Source organism: Actinomadura rugatobispora (assembly GCF_042656285.1).
Taxonomy (GTDB): domain Bacteria; phylum Actinomycetota; class Actinomycetes; order Streptosporangiales; family Streptosporangiaceae; genus Spirillospora; species Spirillospora rugatobispora.
This window is the reverse complement of sequence record NZ_JBHSON010000012.1, coordinates 99,450-120,033: the sequence shown is the minus strand read 5'-3', so window position 1 is coordinate 120,033 and position 20,584 is coordinate 99,450. Positions and strand designations below refer to the sequence as shown.

The window sequence follows — 20,584 nt, the reverse complement described above, 5'->3', positions numbered from 1 at the left end:
GTCTACCGCCTCACCTGGCGTGGAATGTTCGCGCTATCACGACTCTGGCCGGGGGTATTGACATGGGTCCGCGTTAGCGCAAACATCGGGCCACCCGACCCGTGCGGAGGAGATCACATGACCGTCCCGCCCGCCTCGCCCCCCGCCGGCGCGGGGCCTGGAGCGAGCGGAGGCCAGGCCGCCCGGCCCCGGGCGGCGGTCATGGAGGACGTCGCCCTGCTGGCCGGGGTCTCGGCGATGACGGTCTCCCGGGTGCTCAACTCCCCCGACAAGGTGCGGCCCGAGACCCGCGCCCGGGTGCTCGCGGCGATGCGCGAGCTGGACTACCGCCCCAACTCCGCCGCGCGGGTGCTGGTCACCGGCCGCTCCCAGGTGCTGGGCGTGGTCTCCTTCGACACCACCCTGTACGGCCCCGCCTCGACCCTGTACGGGATCGAGCGGGCCGCCCGCGGCGCCGAGCACATGGTCAGCATCGCCAGCGTGAGCTCGCTGACCCGGCGCTCCATCCAGGACGCGGTGGAGCGGCTGCGCTCGCAGTCGGTGGACGGGATCGTGGTGATCGCGCCGCACCGGTCGGCGGCCGACGGGCTGCGCGGGCTGCCGCCGGACTTTCCCGCGGTGGTGGTCGGCGCGGGCGACGACCTGCCGGTCCCGGCGGCCGCGGTCGACCACCGGGCGGGCGCCGAGCGCGTCACCCGCCACCTGCTCAGCCTGGGCCACGAGACGGTCCGCCACGTCGCCGGGCCGATCGACTGGATCGACGCCAGCGAGCGGGTCGCCGGCTGGCGCGCGGCGCTGGAGGCCGAGGGCCGCCCGGTGCCCGAGCCGCTCCCGGGCGACTGGAGCGCCCGATCCGGCTACGAGCAGGGCAGGCTGCTCGCGGCCGACCCCGAGGTGACCGCGGTGTTCGCCGCCAACGACCCGATGGCGCTGGGCCTGCTGCGCGCGCTGCGCGAGGCCGGCCGGCGCGTGCCCGAGGAGGTGAGCGTGGCCGGCTTCGACGACGTGCCGGAGGCGCCGTACTTCGCACCCCCGCTGACCAGCGTCCGGCAGCCGTTCGGGGAGGTGGGGCGGCACGCCTTCCAGCTCCTCATGGAACGCATCGCGGGCGCCGAGGGGGCGCCGCGCCGCACCGTCGAGCCCGAACTGGTCGTCCGCGAGAGCACCGCCGTCATGAACGCCCGCTGACCCGACCCGCCGACCCTCCCGTCCCCGACCCGACCCGACCCGCACTTTGTTAGCGCTAACGCAAGCAAGTGCTAGCTGTGCTGGCTGGACGTACCACCGCGAAGCAAGGAAGCGATCCGTGCGCATCACCAAGATCGGCACCCATGTCGTGGGCACTCCCTGGCGGAACCTCACGTACGTGACCGTCCACACCGACGAGGGCCTCACCGGCGTCGGCGAGGCCCGCATGCTGGGCCACACCGGGGCGCTGCTCGGCTACCTGGCCGAGGCGGAGCGCCGGCACGTGACCGGCAGCGACCCGTTCGACATCGAGGACCTGGTCCACCGGATGAAGTACGGCGACTTCGGCCGCGCCGGCGAGATCGTGATGTCCGGCATCGCCTGCGTCGAGATGGCCTGCTGGGACATCGTGGGCAAGGCCCTCGGCCAGCCGGTGTGGCGGCTGCTCGGCGGCAGGGTGCGCGACCGGGTCAAGGCGTACGCCAACGGCTGGTACACCGTCGACCGCACCCCCGAGGAGTTCCACGCCGCGGCCCGGCGGGTCGTCGAGCGCGGCTACCGGGCGCTGAAGCTCGACCCGTTCGGCGCGGGCCGGATGGAGCTCGACCACGACGAGACGATCCGCTCCATCTCGCTGGTCGAGGCCGTTCGCGACGCCATCGGCCCCGGCTGCGAGCTGCTGGTGGAGATGCACGGCCGCTTCTCCCCCGCCACCGCGATCCGGCTCGCCCGGCTGCTGGAGCCCTACGACCCGGCGTGGCTGGAGGAGCCGGTCCCGCCGGAGAACCTCAAGGCGCTGGCGAAGGTGTCGGCGCACACCGGGCTGCCGATCGCGACCGGCGAGCGGATCCACGACCGGATCGAGTTCCGGGAGTTGCTGGAGCTGCAGGCCGCCGACGTGGTCCAGCCCGACGTCGGCCATCTGGGCGGGATCGCCGAGACGCGCAAGCTGGCCGCCACCGCCGAGACGTACTACGTGCAGCTCGCGCCGCACAACGTGGGCGGCCCGGTGCTCACCGCCGCCAGCCTGCAGCTGGGCGTGTGCGTGCCCAACTTCAAGATCCTGGAGCACTTCAACGACTTCGCCGACGCCGAGATCGGCACGATCGCGAAGGGCGCCCCGAAGGTCGTGGACGGCCACTTCGCCGTGCCGACCGCGCCCGGCCTCGGCGTCGAGCTCGACCTGGACGCGATCGCCGAGTTCCCGCGCCGCGACGCCGACTTCGACCTGTTCGCCGAGGACTGGCACAAGCGCGACGGCACCGCCAGGCGCGCCGCGGCCTCCGGCGGCCCGGGCGGCTCCGGGGAGCGCCGGTGAGCCGTTCGGTGCTGGTGGAGGCGCCGGGCCGCTTCCGGATGGTCCGGTCGGACCCGCCCGAACCCGGGCCCGGCGAGGCGCTCGTCCGGGTCACCGCCGCCGGCCTGTGCGGCAGCGACCGCGAGCTGTACGAGGGCGCCCGCCCGCCGGAGTTCGTGTCGTACCCGATCACGCCCGGCCACGAGTGGTCGGGCACGGTCGCGGCGCTCGGCCCCGGCGCCGATCCGGCGCTGGCCGGCGCCAAGGTGGTCGGCGAGGGCTTCCGCGGCTGCCAGGGCTGCGCGCACTGCCGCGACGGCGCGCCCAACCTGTGCGTGAACGGCTACGACGAGACCGGGTTCACCCGTCCCGGCGCGTTCGCCGACCACCTGGTGGTGCCGGCCCGGCTGCTGCACGTGCTGCCGCCGGACGCCGACCTGCGCGCGGCGGCGCTGCTGGAACCCGCCGCGGTGATCGCCTCCGCGGTGCGGCACGCGGCGCTGCGGCCCGGCGAGACCGCCGCGGTGGTCGGCGCCGGCACCCTCGGCATGCTCGCGCTGCAGCTGCTGTCGGCCGCCTCGCCGTCCCGGCTGGTGGCGGTCGATCCCCGTGCCGAGCGGGCCGAGGCGGCGCTGGCGGCCGGGGCCGGCACGGTGCTGCGCCCCGGGGAGGCGGCCGAGGGCTCGTTCGACGTGGTCGTCGAGACCGCCGGCGTCACCGGCACCGCGCACGCGGCGGTGGCGCTGGTACGGCGCGGCGGCCGGGTCGTCCTCACCGGGATCCCCGGCGACCCGGCCGACGCCGTCCCCGCCGCGCTGCTGGTCACCCGCGCGCTCACGCTGCACACCGTGTTCGGCGCGGGCCCGGCCGACTGGGCGTACGCGGTGCGCGCGTTCGGCAGCGGGGTGCTGCGGCCCGCCGCGCTGATCACCCACGAGCTGCCGCTGTCCGGATTCGAGCGGGCGCTGAAGCTCAGCGCCGCGCCGGACGCGGGCAAGGTGCTGCTCCGTCCCGGCCTCGAGGAGTGAGCGGCCTGCGATGAGCCGACCCGTATCCGATCCCGCAGGAGGAACGATGGACCCGCTCCCCGACCCCGCGCCCGGCGCCGCCGCCGCGGCGGCGGGCCCCCGTCCGCCCGGCGAGCACGCCCTGCTCGCCCTGGGCTTCCCGCCCCGGCCCGAGCCCGCGCCCTCCTCCGCCCGGAGCTTCCCCGACGGCGGCACCTGGCGCACCGAGCTGCCCTCGTGCGAGGGCCCCGCCGTGCTCGCGGCGGTGCTGGAGGAGAGCGCGCGGCTGGAGGTCCCGCTGCACCGGATCAGCCAGGGCAGCGGGGTGTGGATGCTGACCGACGCCGAGATCGGCGAGATGGTCTCCGGCTGCGCCGAGCGCGACATCGAGCTGTGCCTGTTCCTGGGCCCGCGCGGCACCTGGGAGCCGGGCGCGGGCGGCCGCTCCTACCCCGGGTCGGGCCCGCGCGCCCGCGGCCGCGACCAGCTCGCCCAGTGCGTGGAGGACGCCGAGCGCGCCGCCGCCCTCGGCGTGCGGTCGCTGCTGGTGGCCGACGAGGGCGTGCTGTGGACGCTGCACCGGATGCGCGCGGCCGGACGGCTGCCCGCCGGCACCACGTTCAAGGTGTCGGCGCTGGTCGGCCCGGTCAACCCGGCCTCGTTCCAGGTCTGGGAAGGGCTCGGCGCCGACTCGGTCAACGTGCCCAGCGACCTGACGGTCGCCCAGCTCGCCGAGATCCGCGTGCTCAGCGCCGCCCCGATGGACTTCTACGTCGAGGCGCCCGACGACCTGGGCGGCCACGTGCGCATCTACGACGCGGCGGAGCTGGTCCGCTGCGGCGCGCCGATCTACCTGAAGTTCGGGCTGCGCAACGCGCCCGGCGTCTACCCGGTCGGCCGCCACCTGCTGCCCGCCGCCGTCGAGTCGGGCCGGGAGCGGGTCCGGCGCGGCCGGCTCGTCCTGGACACCCTGGCCCGGCTCGGCGCCGGCGGCGGCATGTCCCCGCCCGGCTCCCGCGCCCCGGGCCCGCTCCGGCGGTTCCCCGACACCGCGCACGACGCACTCCCGCTCAACTCCTGACGCGTGTCCCCACCCCCCACAAGGAGAACGACATGAGATTCGGGCGCCTCACCACGGCGGTCTCCGCCCTCGCCGTCGCCGCCGCGCTGACCGGCTGCGGCTCCAGCGAGAAGACCATCGACCAGGAGGCCAGGTCCGGCGACACCAAGGGCGCGCTGATCGGCATCACCATGCCGACCAAGTCGTCCGAACGCTGGATCCACGACGGCGACAACGTCAAGGCGGGCCTGGAGAAGCTCGGCTACAAGGTCGACCTGCAGTACGCCCAGGACGACATCCCCACCCAGGCCAGCCAGATCGAGAACCAGATCACCAAGGGCGCGCGGCTGCTGGTCGTCGCCTCCATCGACGGCACCGCGCTGACCAGCCAGCTCCAGCAGGCCGGGGACAAGAAGATCCCGGTGATCGCCTACGACCGGCTGATCCGGCAGAGCCCGAACGTCGACTACTACGCCACCTTCGACAACTACAAGGTCGGCGTGCAGCAGGCCACCTCCCTGCTCATCGGGCTGAAGATCAAGAACGCGGACGGCTCGGAGGGCAGCGCCAAGGGGCCGTTCAACATCGAGCTGTTCGGCGGCTCGCCCGACGACAACAACGCCACGTTCTTCTACAACGGCGCGATGTCGGTGCTCAAGCCCTACATTGACAAGGGCGCCCTCGTCGTCAAGAGCGGCCAGACCGACTTCAAGACGATCGCCATCCTGCGCTGGGACCCGGCCACCGCCCAGAAGCGGATGGAGGACCTGCTCACCAAGACCTACAACAGCGGCACGAAGGTGCAGGGCGTGCTGTCGCCCTACGACGGGCTCTCCATCGGGATCCTCTCGGCGCTGAAGAGCAACGGCTACGGCACCCCGGGCCAGCCGTACCCGGTGGTGACCGGGCAGGACGCCGAGGTGGCCTCGGTCAAGTCGATCCTGGCCGGCGAGCAGTACTCCACCATCTTCAAGGACACCCGGCAGCTGGCGGCGGAGACGGTGAAGATGGCCGACACCGCGCTCAAGGGCGGCAAGCCGGCCGTCAACAACACCACCGACTACAACAACGGCGTCAAGGTCGTCCCGTCGCAGCTGCTCCAGCCGGTGATCGTCGAGAAGTCGAACGTGAAGACGGCGCTGCTGGACAGCGGCTACTACACGCAGGCGCAGCTGGGCTGAGGCCGCCATGACCAACGACACGACCGGCGCCGAGGCCGGCGGCGAGATCCTGCGGATGCGGGGGATCACCAAGACCTTCCCCGGCGTCAACGCGCTCCAGGACGTCGGCCTGTCGGTGCGCCGCGGCGAGATCCACGCCATCTGCGGCGAGAACGGCGCGGGCAAGTCCACGCTGATGAAGGTGCTGTCGGGGGTGTACCCGCACGGCGCGTACGAGGGCGAGATCCGCTTCGAGGGCGAGCCGTGCCGGTTCTCCGGCATCCACGACAGCGAGCGGCGCGGGATCGTCATCATCCACCAGGAACTGGCGCTGTGCCCGCAGCTGTCGATCGCCGAGAACATCTTCCTCGGCAACGAGCTGTCCTCCGGACGGTCCCGGCGCGGCGGCCCGCGCCGCGGCCCGCGGGGCCTCCTGCCGGGGCTCGGCCTGATCGACTGGAACCGCACCAACCACGAGGCGGCGCGGCTGCTGGAGCGGGTCGGGCTGCCGGAGAACCCGGTGACCCCGATCGCCGACCTGGGCGTCGGCAAGCAGCAGCTGGTCGAGATCGCCAAGGCGCTGTCCAAGGAGGTGCGGTTGCTCATCCTGGACGAGCCGACCGCCGCGCTCAACGACGAGGACTCCGCGCACCTGCTCGACCTGGTGCGCGGGCTGCGCGCCGAGGGCATCACCTCGCTGATCATCTCGCACAAGCTGAACGAGGTGCTGGCCATCGCCGACTCGGTGTCCATCCTGCGGGACGGGCGCATGATCGAGACGCTGGACCCGTCCCGCGCCGAGGTCACCGAGGACCGGATCATCGCCGGGATGGTCGGCCGCGACCTGGAGCACCGCTACCCGCCGCACGAGCCGGACATCGGGGACGAGGTGCTGCGGATCGAGGACTGGACGGTGCACAGCCCCACCCAGCACGGCCGGGTGGTGGTCGCGGACGCGGGGCTGACGCTGCGCCGCGGCGAGATCGTGGGGCTGGCCGGGCTGATGGGCGCGGGCCGCACCGAGCTGGCGATGAGCGTGTTCGGCCGCTCGTACGGGACGGGCATCTCCGGCCGGCTGTTCAAGGACGGCCGGCCGATCGAGGCGCGCACCGTGCGGGAGGCCATCGGGCACGGCATCGCGTACGCGACCGAGGACCGCAAGCGCTACGGCCTCAACCTCGTCGAGGACGTGAAGCGGAACGTGTCGGCGGCCGGGCTGGGCCGGCTGGCCCGGCGCGGCTGGGTGAACGGGCACGAGGAGTACCGGGTCGCCGAGGGCTTCCGCACCGGCCTGAACATCAAGGCGCCCAGCGTGCTGAGCGAGACCGGCAAGCTCAGCGGCGGCAACCAGCAGAAGGTCGTGCTGTCCAAGTGGATCTTCACCGATCCGGACGTGCTGATCCTGGACGAGCCGACCCGCGGCATCGACGTGGGCGCCAAGTACGAGATCTACTCGATCGTCAACCGGCTGGCCGAGCAGGGGAAGGCGATCCTGCTGATCTCCTCCGAGCTGCCGGAGCTGCTGGGGATGTGCGACCGGATCTACACGATGGCGGCGGGCCGGATCACCGCCGAGGTGCCGCGCGCCGAGGCCACCCAGGAGCGCCTCATGACCCACATGACCATGGACCGCGACGGCCGGGACGAGCCCGGCGGCGGCACGCCGAAGGACAAGGAGCAGGTCCCATGAGCAGCGCGCCCGCGAACGCCGGCGCCGGCGCCGGCACCGATGCCTCCGGGACCGGACCGGGCGGACCGGGGAAGGCCGGCCCGGCGGGGGACGGCGGCGGATCGCCGTACCGGCTGTCGATCAACATCAGGCAGAGCGGCATCTACGTCGCCTTCGCCCTGATCGTGGTGCTGTTCACCGCGCTGACCGGCGGCGACCTCCTGCAGCCGCAGAACATCTCCAACATCATCGTGCAGAACTCCTACATCCTGATCCTGGCGATCGGGATGATCCTGGTGATCATCTCCGGGCACATCGACCTGTCGGTCGGGTCGGTGGTGGCCGTGACCGGGGCGATCGCCGCGGTGCTGATGGTGAACCACGACCTGGCCTGGCCGGTGGCGCTGCTGGTGACGCTGGCGGCGGGCGGGCTGATCGGCGCCTGGCAGGGCTACTGGATCGCCTACTTCGGGATCCCGTCGTTCATCGTGACGCTGGCCGGGATGCTGCTGTTCCGGGCGCTGACGCTGACCGTGCTGGGCAACCAGGGCATCGGCCCGTTCCCGTCGGAGGTCCGCACGCTGTCGAACGGCTTCACGGCCGGCTACCTGGGCAACGTCGGGCTCGGCGCGCTGGGCGGGGCGGACCTGTTCAGCCTGCTGGCCGGGGTCGCGGCGGTCGCCGGGCTGGCGGCCGCGCAGTGGCGGACCCGCACGGCGCGGCTGGGGTACGGCCAGACGGTCGACCCGTTCCCGGTCTTCGTGCTGAAGATCGCCGCGGCCGGGGCGCTGATCATGGCGGTGACGGTGCAGCTGGCCCGGTTCCGCAACCTGCCCTGGGTGCTGGTGCTGCTGGCGGCGCTGGTGCTGGGCTACACGCTGCTGACCAACCGGGCGGTGTTCGGCCGCCGCATCTACGCGGTGGGCGGCAACCTGCAGGCGGCCACGCTGTCCGGCGTGAAGGTCAGGTCGGTGGTCTTCTGGATCTTCGTCAACATGGGCGTGCTGTCCGCGCTGGCCGGGATCATCTTCGCCGGCCGGCTCAACCAGGCCGGGCCCACCGCCGGCAACACCTTCGAGCTGGACGCGATCGCGGCCGCGTTCATCGGCGGCGCCGCCGTCCAGGGCGGGGTCGGCAAGGTGGTCGGCGCGATCACCGGCGGCCTGATCATGGGCGTGATCAACAACGGCATGTCGCTGATCGGCGCGCCCAGCGAGCGGGTGATGCTGGTCAAGGGCATCGTGCTGCTGGCCGCCGTCGCGTTCGACGTGTGGACCAAACGCCGCGCCGGCGCCCCCGTCCTGCGCTGAGACCGATCCTCCCCGCCGAGCTCGTTCCTCCCCGCTCCGCCCCCGAGAGGAGAGTCATGAGGTTCATCCCCCACTGGACAACGCCCCTGGCCGGCACGGCGGTACTGGCCGCCGCCCTGGTGGCGGCCTCCGTCCCGGCCGCCGCCGGTCCGGCGCCCGGCCCGGCGGGCTTCGGCCGTCCCGAGATCGGCAGGGAGCCGTTCGGGTCCCTGGCCGACGGCACGAAGATCGAGCGCTACACCCTGAGCAACGGACGCGGCATGCGGGTCCGGGTGCTCACCTACGGCGGCATCGTGCAGAGCCTGGAGGTGCCCGACCGCAAGGGGCGGCCGGGCAACGTCGCGCTGGGCTTCGGCTCGCTGGCGGGCTACCTCGGCGATGCCTACACCGAGGCCAACCCCTACTTCGGCGCGATCATCGGGCGGTACGGGAACCGGATCGGCGGCGCCCGGTTCACCCTCGACGGCACGACCTACCGGCTGGCCGCCAACAACGGGCCCAACAGCCTGCACGGCGGGGACCGGGGCTTCGACAAGAGGGTCTGGAAGGCCGAGCCGGTACAGGAGGGCGGGAACGTCGCCCTGCGCATGACGCGGACCAGCCCCGACGGGGAGGAGGGCTACCCCGGAACGCTGAAGACCACCGTCACCTACACCCTCACGCCGAAGAACGAGTTGCGTATCGGCTACCGGGCCACGACCGACAGGCCGACGGTGGTGAACCTGACCAACCACACCTACTTCAACCTCGCCGGGGAGGGGTCGGGCGACGTCTACGACCACCGGCTCCAGGTCGACGCGAGCCGCTACACGCCGGTGGACGCCACGCTCATCCCCACCGGTGAGCGGGCGCCCGTGCGGGGCACGCCGTTCGACTTCACGGCGCCGCACGCCATCGGCGAGCGGATCCGCGACGGCCACCCGCAGATCCTGGTCGGCCAGGGGTACGACCACAACTTCGTCCTGGACCGCCAGGGGCCGGGGCTGTCGCGCGCGGCGCGGGTCACCGAGCCGCGTTCCGGCCGGGTCATGGACGTCCACACCACCGAGCCGGGCGTGCAGTTCTACTCGGGCAACTTCCTGACCGGCACCTTCGCCGGCACGAGCGGGAAGGTGTACCGGCAGGGCGACGGGTTCTGCCTGGAGACCCAGCACTTCCCCGACTCGCCCAACCAGCCGGGGTTCCCGTCCACGACGCTGCGGCCGGGCCAGGTGTACGACACGACCACCGTGTACGCGTTCTCCGCGCGCTGATCCGGGCGGACACTGATCACAATGGGACGGCCGGGCGGCGCGACCGCCCGGCCATCCCTTCCTTCCCGGAGCAGTCCTGGAGCATGACGATGACTTCGACGAACGAGATCGAGGTGGCCGTGGCCGCCGGCGCGGCGCTGGGCGAGGGCCCGACCTGGGACCCGGCCGGCGGGCGGCTGCTGTGGGTGGACATCCTGGCCTGCGAGGTGCACGCCTACGATCCGGTCACCGGCGCCGACACGGTCCTGCGGGCGACGCCGCAGCACGTGGGCGCGGCCAAGCCGCGGGCCGGCGGCGGGCTGGCGGTCAACCTGCGCGACGGGGTCGGCCTGTACGACCCGGACGGCTCGTTCCGCTGGCTCGCCGAGTACCCGGAGGAGGGCGTGCGGGGCAACGACGCGGCCGTGGGGCCGGACGGCGCGCTGTGGGCGGGGACGATGCGCTACGACACGCGGCCGGGGGGCGGGAGGCTGCGCCGCGTGCAGCCCGGCGGCGGGACGGCCGTGATCCTGGACGATGTCACCATCAGCAACGGCCTGGGCTGGAGCCCGGACGGCCTCCTGATGTACTACATCGACACTCCGACCGGGCGGATCGACGTCTTCGACGTGGAGCCGGGCACGTTCCTGCCGACCGGCCGCCGCCCGTTCGCGGAGGTGCCGGAGCCCGGTGAGCCGGACGGCCTGACGGTGGACGCCGACGGCAACCTGTGGGTGGCGGTGTGGGGCGGCGGCCGGGTGCTGCGCTTCACCCCGGACGGCGCGCTGGACGGCACCGTCGAGGTCCCGGTCCCGCTGACGACGGCGTGCGCGTTCGGCGGCCCGGACCTGCGCGATCTCTACATCACCACCGCCTCGCAGGGCGTCCCGCCCGGCACGCCGGACGCGGGCGCGCTGTTCGTCGTCCGGGACGCGGGCCGGGGCGCCGCCTCCCCCGCCTTTCCCGGCTGAGGCTCCCCCGCGTTTCCCGGCTGAGGCCCGCGCGGCGGAATGCGGCGGCACACTGGGGAGGTTGCCCCTCAAAAGATCGTTTCAGGAGGACGCGGGTGCTGGACACGGGCTTGTTCGAGCAGGTCGGCGAGGTGGTGCGGGGCGCGGCGCCGCGCGATCCGGGCGAGCCGCGGGTGCAGGTGCGCCGCAACGGCGTGAAGGTCTGGTACGGGTCGCCCGACACCGCGGCCCGCGAGCACTACGAGGCGCAGATCATCGACGCGGAGATCGCCGGGTCCGGGTCCGGCGCCCGCGCGTTCGCGGTGGAGATCGGGTTCCACGCGGAGCACCCGAAGGAGGCCGACAACGACGCGGCGCTGGAGCGGCTGCGGGCCCGGGAGGGGCGCTGGCGGCCGGAGCTGGGCGAGGAGGCCGTCGCCGGGGCGTTCCTGGGGCGCGGGTCGTGGCGGCGGGTGTCGGAGACCTGGCCGGACCCCGATCTGGACGACCCGGACCTGGCGTTCGACATCGGTGTGCGGCTCGTCGAGTACATCCGCGTCCTGGAGGCGCGGAACACGGCCGGGTGACCGCCTCTGACCGGGCGAAGGTTTGTCCGGCGCCGCCCGCTGGGAAGGGAGCTTCCCGACAATCCCCCTATTTACGGAAGCTTCCTAATTCCTGAAGTCCTCCGGCCGCGGGTGCGGCGCGGCGCCGCGGCCGGGGGCGGCGTGAAAGGATCCCTCACCATCGACGTCACCGACGAGCACTACCAGCGCATCGCGGAGACCTACGAACGCAACTGGGCCGACCGTCCCGAATACATCGCGTGGATGGCCGACCGCATCATGTCCTGGCTGAAGCCCGCGCCCGGCGACCGGATCGCCGACATCGGCTCCGGCACCGGCCTGTTCCTCAGCAGGCTCCTGGAGACGGCCTCCGCCCGGACGCCCATCCTCTGCATCGACCCGTCCCAGCACATGCTGGACCTGCTCCCCGACGACCCCCGCCTCTCCCCCGTCCGCGCCACCGCCGAGCAGATCGCCTCCGGAGAGGTGACGCTCCCGTACGAGAACGTCGACGCCTTCGTGTTCAAGGAGGCGATCCACCACGTCAAGGACATCCCGGCCACGCTGCGCGGCCTGGCCGACCGGCTCGCGCCGGGCGGGAGCGTCCTCATCGTGACGCTGCCCCGGCGCCTGGACTACCCGCTGTTCCCCGAGGCTTTGGAACGTTTCGCCGCCCACCAGCCCGAGCCGGACTCGATCGCCGCGGCCATGCGCGCCGCGGGCCTGCGCACCGAGCACCGCCACGAGGAGTACGCGGTGACGATCGACCGCGAGCAGTGGATCGCGCTGGTGCGCAACCAGTGGATGTCGGTGCTGTCGTCGTTCTCCGCCGAGGAGATCGACGCCGGCGTCGACACGATCCGCCTCCACCACCCCGAGCACGAGATCACCTACACCGACCGCTTCGCCTTCATCCAGGGCTTCCGGGACTGAGCCGCCCGCCGGCGGGGACGGCGGCGCCGCCCCCGCCGCCCCCGCCGCCCGCCTCGTCGCCCACCGTGTCGCCGACCGCGACCGTGCCGGGCCGCACCACGGAGAGCTTGGTCCCGAACGCGACACCGCCCTCGGGGACCCTGCGGTAGGCGGCGAGCGTCCGCAGCGGTTCCGGACCGGCCTTCCTCCCGCCGTCCTGGTCGACGGTGGTGACGGCGCAGCGGATGGCGAGCTTGGCGAAGGCGAGCCCGGCACCGCCGATGGCGAGGCCGCGCAGCGCGTCCTCGGCGTGCGGTTCCTCCGGTCCGTCGATCACGATGTTGGGCCGGAACCGGCTCATCGGCAGCGCGGGGTGCCCGGCGTCGGCGAGCCGCCGGTTGAGCTCGTCCAGGCTCGCCCGCGAGACGAGGTGGACGGCGCCGCTGTCGGCGTATCCGGCGCGTCCCGGTGTCAGGCCGCCGGTGACGCGGTCGTGCTCGGGCGGGACCCGCACCAGCCTGCTGGGCGCTCCGAGGAAGTCCGACAGCCAGGCCGCGGCCTCCGGCCCCTGGTCGATGCCCTGGTACGGGGTCCCGAACAGCTCGACGTCGCCGCGGGCCGAGCGCACGTCCACGTCGATCGCGACGGGGCCGGTGCCCGGCGCGCGCAGGGTGAGACGGTCCCCGTCGGCGCCGATCTCGGGACGGATCAGCGCGAGCCGGGGATCGCGCCGCTGGCTGCGGAACGTTCCGCCGCCGTCCACGACCATGAAGGCGCGGTCGTGTTCGAGACCGGCCTCGCCCACCCGGGCCGCGGTGAGCCCGATACCGGCGCACCCCTTGACGGGATAGGTCACGAGTTCGACGACGACGGCCAAGACTCCCCCTGGTTCACTCGGCGACAGGCGGGACGCTACGGCCCGCCCGCCGCCGGAGGCCAGGGTTTCGGCGCGTACCTGACACGAATACGTCAGGTTCGCCCGGATCAGGTCCTGGCGGTGCGGGCGAACAGGCGGGCGCCCGCGACCAGGCAGAGGGCCGCCGGCGCCAGGGTGACGGCGGCTCCCACGGCGACGGTTCCGCTGGCGTAGTGGCCGAGGAACGCCTCCCGCACGGCGTCGACCGTGTAGCGGAACGGCACGGCGTGCGAGACCGCGTCCAGCCACGCCGGGCCCAGGCTCATCGGCAGCAGGACGCCCGACAGCAGCATCAGCGGCAGCATCGCCGTGTTGGCGATCGCGGCGAACTCGGGCGTGGAGCCCACGTTCATCGCCAGCCCGTACGACAGCGCCGACAGCGCCGCCGCCAGCACGGCGACGAACGCCAGCCCGAGCAGGACGCCCGGCAGCGGCGCGCGCAGCCCGAAGGCCAGCCCGAGCAGCACGAGCAGGACCGACTGCGCGACCAGCTGCACCACGTCCCGCAGCACGCGGCCGAGCAGCAGCGCGACCGGGCTGACGGGGGTGACGCGCATGCGGTCGATGACGCCGAGGGTGCGGTCCATCATGATGCCCAGCCCGACGAACGAGCCGCCGAGCAGGGCGAGCTGGACGAGCAGGCCGGGCACGAGCGCCTGCCAGGACGACCCGTCCACTCCGAGGGCGACCTCGGTCAGCAGGGGGCCGAAGAGCGCGAGGAACAGCAGCGGCTGCAGCATGCCGAAGAACAGGTTGGTCTTGGAGCGCAGCGTGGCGCGCATGGCGCGGCCGAAGATGACGCCGGTGTCGGCGAGGAGAGCGGGCATCGGAACTTCCGGGGTCGGTGGGGCGGGCGGGGTCAGATGGCGACGGGCGCCTGTTCGGGGGGCGCGCTCCGTCCGGTGACGGCGAGGAAGGCGTCCTGGAGGCCGGCACCGGGGCCGCCGTGCCGGGCCTTGAGCTCGGCGGGCGTGCCCTCGGCGGCGATCGCGCCCGCGTCCACGATCACCACCCGGTCGGCGAGGGCGTCGGCCTCGTCCAGGTAGTGGGTGGTCAGGAAGATCGTGGTGCCGTGCTCGGCGCGGATCCGGCGCACCAGGTCCCACAGGTCGGAGCGGCTGCCGGGGTCCAGGCCGGTGGTCGGCTCGTCGAGGAACAGCACCTCGGGCCGGTTGACCAGGCCGAGCGCGATCTCCAGGCGGCGGCGCTGGCCGCCCGACAGCGCGGCGGTGGGAAGGTCCATGAGGTCGCCCAGGCCGAGGTCCCCGGCCAGTTCGCCGGCGCGGCGGCGCGCGGCGTCCTTGGGCAGCCGGTGCAGGCGCCCCTGGGTGACCAGTTCCTCGCGCACGCCGCACGCCGGGTCGAGGCCGCCGGACTGCGCCACGTACCCGATCCGGGCGCGCACCCCGGCCGGGTCGCGGAGCAGGTCATGGCCGGCGACGGTCGCCTCGCCTCCGGTGGGCGGCAGCACGGCTGGCGGAGATCGTCCGCGGCCGCCCGACCGCTGTCCCCGGCCCGCGCGGTGCTGGCCCGGCTGCGCGAGGAGGTGCGCGGCCGGGAGCGCAGCCTGGGCCTGACCGAGGGGTGCGAACTGTTCGCCTGTGAGGTCGATTGAGTGAAAAGGCGGGTGATCAAGTGATCCGACTTGACGTTTTGTGTTCGTCCCCGTACTTTAAGTAGCGCGATCTGGGACGCTGGGTTTGATGTCGGCGTGCGGGGCCCCCTTTCCACCGGAGTGATGGTCTGGGGCCTCCCCGTCGCCTCTGGTCGAGCCAACATGGCCAGGTCGCGCAGGGAACCGGCCTCCCGGGAACGGACCACGCACGGGATGCGTGTCGCCGCCCCGGGGTCGAGTACGCCGGGGACCAGTGCGTCCAAGACCGTTCGGGGCGCGCGGCTGAGCAACTTATGCACAGTCCTTAGGAACGGTAGTTCAGGACGCGGTCGGCTCTCGACGGCGTCGAGGAGGTCCAGCAGCGCGGCGGCGATCGTGCCGGGGTCCTCGCCCGCCGCCGTGCGCCGGCCGATCTCGCCGAAGACCTGGGCGTGGCACCAGCCGATCTGGCCGGCGACCAGGCGGGGGAGCGGGTCGTCCGGCGCCGCCCCGGCCTCCTCGGCCAGGACCTCGGCGAGCCGGTCGACCATCTGCCCGCCCAGCTCCTCCAGGCGCGCCATCAGCGTCGGCGCGGCCCGCATCATCTCGAAGACCCGCCCGAACCCCGAGCCCGCCTGACCGCGCCCGCCGCGCCGAGCCGTCGACGGACGGCACGGCGCGGTCAGGGGAAGGGCTAGCCGGCGGCGCCGGCGCGGTCGCGTTCGGCGGCCAGCTGCAGCGCCACGTCGATGATCATGTCCTCCTGGCCGCCGACGTACCCGGCCTCGCCGACCCGCTGCAGGATCGCGTGCGCGGGCACGCCGTAGCGCTCGGCGGCCCGCTCCGCGTGCAGCAGGAAGCTGGAGTAGACCCCGGCGTACCCCTGCGTGATCGCGGACCGGTCGGCGAACGGCAGCCGCGGCAGGAACGGCCGCACCACGTCCTGCGCGGCGGCCAGGACGCCCTGCACGTCCACGCCGGTGGCGATGCCCAGCCGGTCGAAGGTGGCGGCCACCACCTCGGTCGGCGCGTTGCCCGCGCCCGCGCCCAGCGCGCACAGCGCCCCGTCGATCTGCCGGGCGCCGTTCTGCACGGCCAGCACGGAGTTGGCCACCCCCAGCGAGAGGTTCTGGTGGCCGTGGAAGCCGACCTGCGCCTCCCGCCCGACCTCCTCGACCAGCGCGGCGACCCGCTCCTGGGCGTCGCCGAGCACCAGCGCCCCGGCCGAGTCGACCACGTACACGCACTCCGCGCCCGCGTCCACCATGATCCGCGCCTGCGCGGCCAGCTCGGCCGGGCCGATCCGGTGCGACAGCATCAGGAAGCCCACGGTCTCCATGCCCAGGTCGCGGGCGGCGGCGAAGTGCTGCGCCGACACGTCGGCCTCGGTGCAGTGCGTGGCGATCCGGGCGACGGACGCGCCCACGCCGTGCGCCTGCCGCAGGTCCTCGACGGTGCCCAGGCCCGGGAGCAGCAGCACCGCGATCCGGGCGCGCTCGGCCTCGTCCACGGCGGCGGCGATCAGCTTGACCTCGTCCTCGAGCGAGAACCCGTAGTTGAACGAGGAGCCGCCCAGGCCGTCGCCGTGCGCGACCTCGATGACCTCCACCCCGGCCCGGTCGAGGGCGTGCACGACCCCGCGGACCTCGCCCTCGGTGAACCGGTGCGCCATGGCGTGGCTGCCGTCGCGCAGCGTGGAGTCGGTCAGCCTGATCTTCTCGTCGACAGCGGCGTTCATGACGCCACCTTCCCTTCCGCGAGCCGCTCGCCGACGCGGGCCGCGGCGGCGGTCATGATGTCGAGGTTGCCGGCCCAGGGCGGCAGGTAGTCGCCGTTGCCGCGGACCTCCAGGAATACCGCGACCCGGGCGTGCCCGTTCCAGATGTCGCGGGGCTCGTCGAACTGCGGCTCGGCGCGCAGCGCGTACCCGGGGACGTAGGCCGCCACCCGCTCCACCATGGCGTCCACGGACGCGGCGATGGCGGCGGTGTCGGCGTCGGCCGGGATGGCGCAGAACACCGTGTCCCGCATGATCATCGGCGGGTCCACCGGGTTGAGGATGATGATCGCCTTGCCCCGGTCGGCGCCGCCGACCGACTCGATCGCCCGCGCCGTGGTCTGGGTGAACTCGTCGATGTTGGCGCGGGTGCCCGGCCCCGCCGAGCGGGAGGCGATCGACGCCACGATCTCGGCGTAGGGGACGGGCGCCACCGACGCGACCGCGTGCACGATCGGGATGGTGGCCTGCCCGCCGCAGGTGATCATGTTGAGGTTGGGCGCGTCGGCGAGGGTGTCCAGGTTGACCGGCGGGCACACGAACGGCCCGGCCGCGGCGGGGGTGAGGTCGATGGCCTGGATCCCGGCCTCGGCGTAGCGCGGCGCGTTGGCCAGGTGCGCCTTGGCGGAGGTGGCCTCGAAGACCAGGTCGGGCAGGACGGCCTGGCCCAGCAGCCAGTCCACGCCGCCCGCGGACGCCTCGACCCCCAGGTCGCGGGCCCGCGCCAGCCCCTCCGACTCCGGGTCCACCCCCACCATGGAGTGCACCTCGATCGACTCGCTGCGCAGCAGCTTGACCAGCAGGTCGGTGCCGATGTTGCCCGGCCCGACGATGGCGGCGGTGAGCGTGCTCACGAGCCCTCCCCTCGGAAGCGTGCGGTGACGGTGCCGATCCCGGCGAACGCCGCGGTCACGGTGTCCCCGGCGGCGACCGGGACGGCGGCGGTGAGCGAGCCGGGCAGCACCACGTGCCCGGCCTCCAGCGTGACGCCCATCGGGCCGAGCACGTTGGCCAGCCAGATCAGCGCGTTGAGCGGGGACCCGAGCACCGCGCCGCCCGCGCCGGTCTGCACCAGCTCGCCGCCGCGGTGCAGCAGGCAGCCGGTCAGCGACAGGTCCAGCCCGTCCGGCCGGACCGGCGTGGTGCCGAGGACGACGCCGCCGCTGGAGGCGTTGTCGGCCACGGTGTCGGGGAGCGTGATCCGCCAGTCCGCGATCCGGGAGTCGATGATCTCCAGCGCGGGCAGCACGAAGTCCACCGCGGCGGCCGCGTCCGCCGCCGTCACCCCGGGCCCGGCCAGCGGCCGGCCGAGCACGAACGCGATCTCGGGCTCGATCCGCGGCTGCACGAACCGGCCGGCGTCGATGGGCGCGCCGTCGGTGTGGAACATGGTGTCCAGCAGGTGCCCGTAGTCCGGCTGGTCCACGCCGAGCTGCCGCTGCATCACCGCCGAGGTCAGCCCGACCTTGTGGCCCTTGATGACCGCGCCGTCCGCGACCCACCGCTCGACCTGGGCGCGCTGGACCGCGTACGCCGACTCGAGCGACACGTCCGGGAACGTCTCGGTGAGGGGCGCCACCGGGACGCGGGTGGCGTACGCCTCCAGCAGTCCCGTGGCCGCCTTCCCCACGGATTCGGGGTCCATGGTCGTCCTTTCGTCGTTTCCGCAGGTGAATCCTGATCCCCGGGAGCCGCCGGAGCCAACGGTCTCGTCCCACGTGACGGGACGCGGCCCGCGGAATCCCGCCTAGGGTGAGCGCATGGCCCCCGCGACCGACGACACCTACCTGCACCGCGTCGTGACCGTGCTCAACGCCTTCCGCGCCGAGGAGAACGCGGTCGGCGCCGCCGAGCTGGCCCGCCGCACCGGCCTGCCGCGGTCCACCGTCCACCGCATCGCGCTGACGCTGGTGGAGGAGGGGCTGCTCGAACGGCACGGCGCGGAGGTGCGGCTCGGCCTGCGGCTGTTCGAGATCGGGCAGCGCGTCCCGCGGCAGCGCGCGCTCCGCGACGCCGCCCTGCCCTACATGTCCGACCTGCGGGAGGCGACGCGGCAGACCGTGCACCTGGCGGTGCTGGAGGGCAGCGAGGTCGTGTATGTGGACATCCTCCGGTCGCCCGGCGGGCCGCCGATGCCGTCCCGGGTCGGCGGGCGGCTGCCCGCGCACGCGACCGGCGTCGGCAAGGCGATCCTGGCCTTCTCGCCGCCGGAGGTGGCGCGGGCCGTGCTGGACGGCCGGCTGCCCCGGCTCAGCGAGCGCAGCACCGTCGCGCCCGGCCTGCTCGCCCGGGAGCTGAAGGGGATCCGCCGGGCCGGGGTGGCCTACGACCACGAGGAGTCCGCCCAGGGCGTGGTCTGCGCCGCCGGCCCGGTCCTGGGCCCCGGCGGCGAGGTGCTCGGGGCGCTGTCGGTGTCGGGCTGGAGCAACCGGATGCGCCTGGACCAGGTCTCCCCCGCCGTCCACACGGCGGCGCTGGCGCTGTCGCGCACGCTCGGCCACCGCGGCGGCACGCTCGGCGACGGCGGGGCGCGCCCGGCCCGCCGCCGCTGAGCTGGGCACCTTGACTGTTGGACGGCGTGTTGGATATCACCAAGAGGTTACTTATCAGTAAATGAGCAATCACCGCCGGGCCAGGAGGCGACCTTGAGCGAGCGAACGGGAGCGGCGGGGGTCAGGAACGCCCCCGGGGTCCCCGAGATCCCATGGGGCACCCTCCCGCCGGAGGTGATCGACCCGATCCGCCCGTACGTCGACGACGTCGCGCACGAGATGATCGACTGGATCCGGCAGCGCATCCCCGAGTACTCCCGGCCGCTGGGCAGCAACTACGGGCAGAAGATGTGGGGCGCCATCCGGCAGGCCGTCTCCGACTTCCTGGTGGTGGTCTCCAGCCCGGACGCCTCCTGGGAGCCGCTGCGCCAGATCTACGCCGAGATCGGCGCGTACGAGGCGCGCAAGGGCCGCAGCCTGGAGAGCCTGCAGACGGCGATGCGGCTGTGCGGCCAGGTCGCCGCCCGCCGCTTCACCACCGACGCGGCCCGGCTGGACTGGCCGCACGAGACGCTGGGCCGGCTGATCGAGGCGCTGTTCGTGTTCCTGGACGCGATCTCCGAGGCGGCCACCCGCGGCTACGCGAGCGTCCACGACCGGCCCGGCAGCCAGCGCGAGCACCTGCGCGCCCGGCTGCACGCCATGCTCACCGGGGACGGGCTGGCCGACCGGGTGGCGATCACCCAGCTGGCACGATCCACCGGCTGGGGCACCCCGTCCACGATCGCGGTGGTGGCGGTGCGCAGCCTCGGCGACCAGGCCCCGCCGCTGCTGCCGCCGCCGGTGCTGGCCGACTGGCACAGCCAGGTGCCGTCGCTGGTCGTCCCCGACCCCGACAGCCCGGGGCACCGCGACCTGCTCGCCGCGCTGGGCGGCACGCCCGCCGCGGTCGGCCCGACCGTCGACCTGTCCCGGGGGAGCGTGTCGCTGCACTGGGCGCGGCGGGCGCTGGAGCTGGCCGAGGCGGGGAAGATCCCCGGCGACGGCCTGGTGCGCTGCGTGGACCATCTCCCGACGCTGGTCGCCTCGGTCGGGCTGGACCTGATCGAGGCGGCGATCCCGCAGCGGCTCGGTCCGCTGCTGGAGCTCACCCCCAACCAGCGGCGGCGCCTGGTGTCGACGCTGCTCACCTACCTGGAGAACGGGCGCAACGCCGCCGCGGCCGCCCAGCGCCTCAACGTGCACACCCAGACCGTCCGCTACCGGCTGTCGAGCCTGGAGGAGCTGTTCTCCGGCGAGCTGAACGACCCCGGACGCCATCTGGAGCTGCTCCTGCTGCTGCACAGCTGGCAGCACCTGGTCGAGCCGCACGAGGACTGATCCCGCGCCCTCCGGGCCGTCCGGGTGGTCGGCGCCACCCCGCTGGTCTAGCCTGACCAGCACAATCGGGTTGC

General features: G+C 73.7%; 21 protein-coding genes. 15 read left to right on the top strand and 6 right to left on the bottom strand.

Translation table 11 applies throughout. The features are described 5' to 3' along the window. Positions 1 to 201: 201 nt before the first annotated feature. From ACFPZN_RS11215 to ACFPZN_RS11165, 11 genes are all read left to right on the top strand, one after another. Positions 202 to 1,188 carry a LacI family DNA-binding transcriptional regulator gene (locus tag ACFPZN_RS11215; protein ID WP_378281868.1) on the top strand — a complete coding sequence of 329 codons (987 nt, stop codon included), beginning with the start codon at positions 202 to 204 and terminating at the stop codon, positions 1,186 to 1,188. A gap of 118 nt (positions 1,189 to 1,306) precedes the next feature. Beyond that, positions 1,307 to 2,506 (top strand): mandelate racemase/muconate lactonizing enzyme family protein, encoded by a 1,200-nt coding sequence (locus ACFPZN_RS11210; protein ID WP_378281794.1) that lies wholly within the window; start codon positions 1,307 to 1,309, stop codon positions 2,504 to 2,506. Beyond that, entirely contained in the window at positions 2,503 to 3,513 is a 1,011-nt protein-coding gene (locus ACFPZN_RS11205; protein ID WP_378281793.1) for a zinc-dependent alcohol dehydrogenase, read from the top strand. Before ACFPZN_RS11210 ends, ACFPZN_RS11205 begins: the two co-directional genes overlap by 4 nt. 46 nt (positions 3,514 to 3,559) lie before the next feature. Next, positions 3,560 to 4,573 (top strand): hypothetical protein, encoded by a 1,014-nt coding sequence (locus tag ACFPZN_RS11200; RefSeq protein WP_378281792.1) that lies wholly within the window; start codon positions 3,560 to 3,562, stop codon positions 4,571 to 4,573. Positions 4,574 to 4,605: 32 nt separating this feature from the next. Continuing rightward, entirely contained in the window at positions 4,606 to 5,733 is a 1,128-nt protein-coding gene (gene chvE, locus ACFPZN_RS11195; protein WP_378281791.1) for a multiple monosaccharide ABC transporter substrate-binding protein, read from the top strand. 7 nt (positions 5,734 to 5,740) lie between these two features. Beyond that, complete coding sequence (gene mmsA / locus ACFPZN_RS11190; protein ID WP_378281790.1) at positions 5,741 to 7,402, top strand: multiple monosaccharide ABC transporter ATP-binding protein; 1,662 nt, start codon at positions 5,741 to 5,743, stop codon at positions 7,400 to 7,402. Next, the gene (gene mmsB / locus ACFPZN_RS11185) at positions 7,399 to 8,691 is read left to right on the top strand and encodes a multiple monosaccharide ABC transporter permease (protein ID WP_378281789.1); all 1,293 of its coding nucleotides are present in this window, start codon (positions 7,399 to 7,401) and stop codon (positions 8,689 to 8,691) included. Before mmsA ends, mmsB begins: the two co-directional genes overlap by 4 nt. 56 nt (positions 8,692 to 8,747) lie before the next feature. Continuing rightward, complete coding sequence (locus ACFPZN_RS11180; RefSeq protein ID WP_378281788.1) at positions 8,748 to 9,944, top strand: aldose epimerase family protein; 1,197 nt, start codon at positions 8,748 to 8,750, stop codon at positions 9,942 to 9,944. Positions 9,945 to 10,033: 89 nt separating this feature from the next. Then, the gene (locus ACFPZN_RS11175) at positions 10,034 to 10,894 is read left to right on the top strand and encodes an SMP-30/gluconolactonase/LRE family protein (protein ID WP_378281787.1); all 861 of its coding nucleotides are present in this window, start codon (positions 10,034 to 10,036) and stop codon (positions 10,892 to 10,894) included. A gap of 95 nt (positions 10,895 to 10,989) precedes the next feature. Further along, entirely contained in the window at positions 10,990 to 11,460 is a 471-nt protein-coding gene (locus ACFPZN_RS11170) for a hypothetical protein (protein ID WP_378281786.1), read from the top strand. A 141-nt stretch (positions 11,461 to 11,601) separates the two neighbouring features. Continuing rightward, the gene (locus tag ACFPZN_RS11165) at positions 11,602 to 12,372 is read left to right on the top strand and encodes a class I SAM-dependent methyltransferase (protein WP_378281785.1); all 771 of its coding nucleotides are present in this window, start codon (positions 11,602 to 11,604) and stop codon (positions 12,370 to 12,372) included. On the opposite strand, the gene ACFPZN_RS11160 is transcribed toward ACFPZN_RS11165, so the two are convergent. The 3 genes from ACFPZN_RS11160 to ACFPZN_RS11150 all read right to left on the bottom strand — a co-directional run bounded on the left by ACFPZN_RS11160 (position 12,350) and on the right by ACFPZN_RS11150 (position 14,738). Further along, complete coding sequence (locus ACFPZN_RS11160) at positions 12,350 to 13,228, bottom strand: MOSC domain-containing protein (RefSeq protein WP_378281784.1); 879 nt, start codon at positions 13,226 to 13,228, stop codon at positions 12,350 to 12,352. The two genes, ACFPZN_RS11165 and ACFPZN_RS11160, sit on opposite strands and share 23 nt — an antisense overlap. A 107-nt stretch (positions 13,229 to 13,335) precedes the next feature. Then, positions 13,336 to 14,094: an ABC transporter permease gene (locus tag ACFPZN_RS11155; RefSeq protein WP_378281783.1), complete on the bottom strand. Its 759-nt coding sequence runs from the start codon at positions 14,092 to 14,094 to the stop codon at positions 13,336 to 13,338. A gap of 32 nt (positions 14,095 to 14,126) precedes the next feature. Next, on the bottom strand, positions 14,127 to 14,738 hold the full coding sequence (locus ACFPZN_RS11150; RefSeq protein WP_378281782.1) for an ABC transporter ATP-binding protein: 612 nt from the start codon (positions 14,736 to 14,738) through the stop codon (positions 14,127 to 14,129). Here ACFPZN_RS11150 and ACFPZN_RS11145 point away from each other — a divergent pair. Beyond that, positions 14,697 to 14,882, top strand: coding sequence for a hypothetical protein (locus tag ACFPZN_RS11145; RefSeq protein ID WP_378281781.1), 186 nt, complete (start codon positions 14,697 to 14,699; stop codon positions 14,880 to 14,882). The genes ACFPZN_RS11150 and ACFPZN_RS11145 overlap by 42 nt on opposite strands. Before the next feature lie 431 nt (positions 14,883 to 15,313). Then, the gene (locus ACFPZN_RS11140; protein ID WP_378281780.1) at positions 15,314 to 15,559 is read left to right on the top strand and encodes a hypothetical protein; all 246 of its coding nucleotides are present in this window, start codon (positions 15,314 to 15,316) and stop codon (positions 15,557 to 15,559) included. Here the strand turns inward: ACFPZN_RS11140 and dmpG are convergent. Genes dmpG through ACFPZN_RS11125 form a run of 3 tightly spaced genes read right to left on the bottom strand, consistent with a single transcriptional unit; the run spans position 15,556 to position 18,283 of the window. Further along, positions 15,556 to 16,599, bottom strand: coding sequence for a 4-hydroxy-2-oxovalerate aldolase (gene dmpG / locus ACFPZN_RS11135; protein WP_378281779.1), 1,044 nt, complete (start codon positions 16,597 to 16,599; stop codon positions 15,556 to 15,558). The genes ACFPZN_RS11140 and dmpG overlap by 4 nt on opposite strands. Beyond that, entirely contained in the window at positions 16,596 to 17,492 is an 897-nt protein-coding gene (locus tag ACFPZN_RS11130) for an acetaldehyde dehydrogenase (acetylating) (RefSeq protein ID WP_378281778.1), read from the bottom strand. Before ACFPZN_RS11130 ends, dmpG begins: the two co-directional genes overlap by 4 nt. After that, positions 17,489 to 18,283: a 2-keto-4-pentenoate hydratase gene (locus ACFPZN_RS11125; RefSeq protein ID WP_378281777.1), complete on the bottom strand. Its 795-nt coding sequence runs from the start codon at positions 18,281 to 18,283 to the stop codon at positions 17,489 to 17,491. The genes ACFPZN_RS11130 and ACFPZN_RS11125 overlap by 4 nt, the downstream gene beginning before the upstream one ends. A 115-nt stretch (positions 18,284 to 18,398) precedes the next feature. Here ACFPZN_RS11125 and ACFPZN_RS11120 point away from each other — a divergent pair, with 115 nt between their 5' ends. Together ACFPZN_RS11120 and ACFPZN_RS11115 are read left to right on the top strand one after the other, a co-directional pair. After that, entirely contained in the window at positions 18,399 to 19,190 is a 792-nt protein-coding gene (locus tag ACFPZN_RS11120; protein WP_378281776.1) for an IclR family transcriptional regulator, read from the top strand. 93 nt (positions 19,191 to 19,283) lie between these two features. After that, positions 19,284 to 20,510, top strand: coding sequence for an RsbRD N-terminal domain-containing protein (locus ACFPZN_RS11115; RefSeq protein ID WP_378281775.1), 1,227 nt, complete (start codon positions 19,284 to 19,286; stop codon positions 20,508 to 20,510). Positions 20,511 to 20,584 lie beyond the last annotated feature (74 nt).

What these genes read in the sequence shown, in the direction of transcription:
- mmsA (WP_378281790.1), top strand. Translation starts at nt 5,741, where the DNA reads ATGACCAACGACACGACCGGCGCCGAGGCCGGCGGCGAGATCCTGCGG.
- ACFPZN_RS11120 (WP_378281776.1), top strand. Translation starts at nt 18,399, where the DNA reads ATGGCCCCCGCGACCGACGACACCTACCTGCACCGCGTCGTGACCGTG.
- dmpG (WP_378281779.1), bottom strand. Translation starts at nt 16,599, where the DNA reads ATGAACGCCGCTGTCGACGAGAAGATCAGGCTGACCGACTCCACGCTG.
- ACFPZN_RS11200 (WP_378281792.1), top strand. Translation starts at nt 3,560, where the DNA reads ATGGACCCGCTCCCCGACCCCGCGCCCGGCGCCGCCGCCGCGGCGGCG.
- chvE (WP_378281791.1), top strand. Translation starts at nt 4,606, where the DNA reads ATGAGATTCGGGCGCCTCACCACGGCGGTCTCCGCCCTCGCCGTCGCC.
- ACFPZN_RS11125 (WP_378281777.1), bottom strand. Translation starts at nt 18,283, where the DNA reads ATGGACCCCGAATCCGTGGGGAAGGCGGCCACGGGACTGCTGGAGGCG.
- ACFPZN_RS11215 (WP_378281868.1), top strand. Translation starts at nt 202, where the DNA reads ATGGAGGACGTCGCCCTGCTGGCCGGGGTCTCGGCGATGACGGTCTCC.
- mmsB (WP_378281789.1), top strand. Translation starts at nt 7,399, where the DNA reads ATGAGCAGCGCGCCCGCGAACGCCGGCGCCGGCGCCGGCACCGATGCC.
- ACFPZN_RS11145 (WP_378281781.1), top strand. Translation starts at nt 14,697, where the DNA reads ATGGCCGGCGACGGTCGCCTCGCCTCCGGTGGGCGGCAGCACGGCTGG.
- ACFPZN_RS11175 (WP_378281787.1), top strand. Translation starts at nt 10,034, where the DNA reads ATGACTTCGACGAACGAGATCGAGGTGGCCGTGGCCGCCGGCGCGGCG.
- ACFPZN_RS11155 (WP_378281783.1), bottom strand. Translation starts at nt 14,094, where the DNA reads ATGCCCGCTCTCCTCGCCGACACCGGCGTCATCTTCGGCCGCGCCATG.
- ACFPZN_RS11180 (WP_378281788.1), top strand. Translation starts at nt 8,748, where the DNA reads ATGAGGTTCATCCCCCACTGGACAACGCCCCTGGCCGGCACGGCGGTA.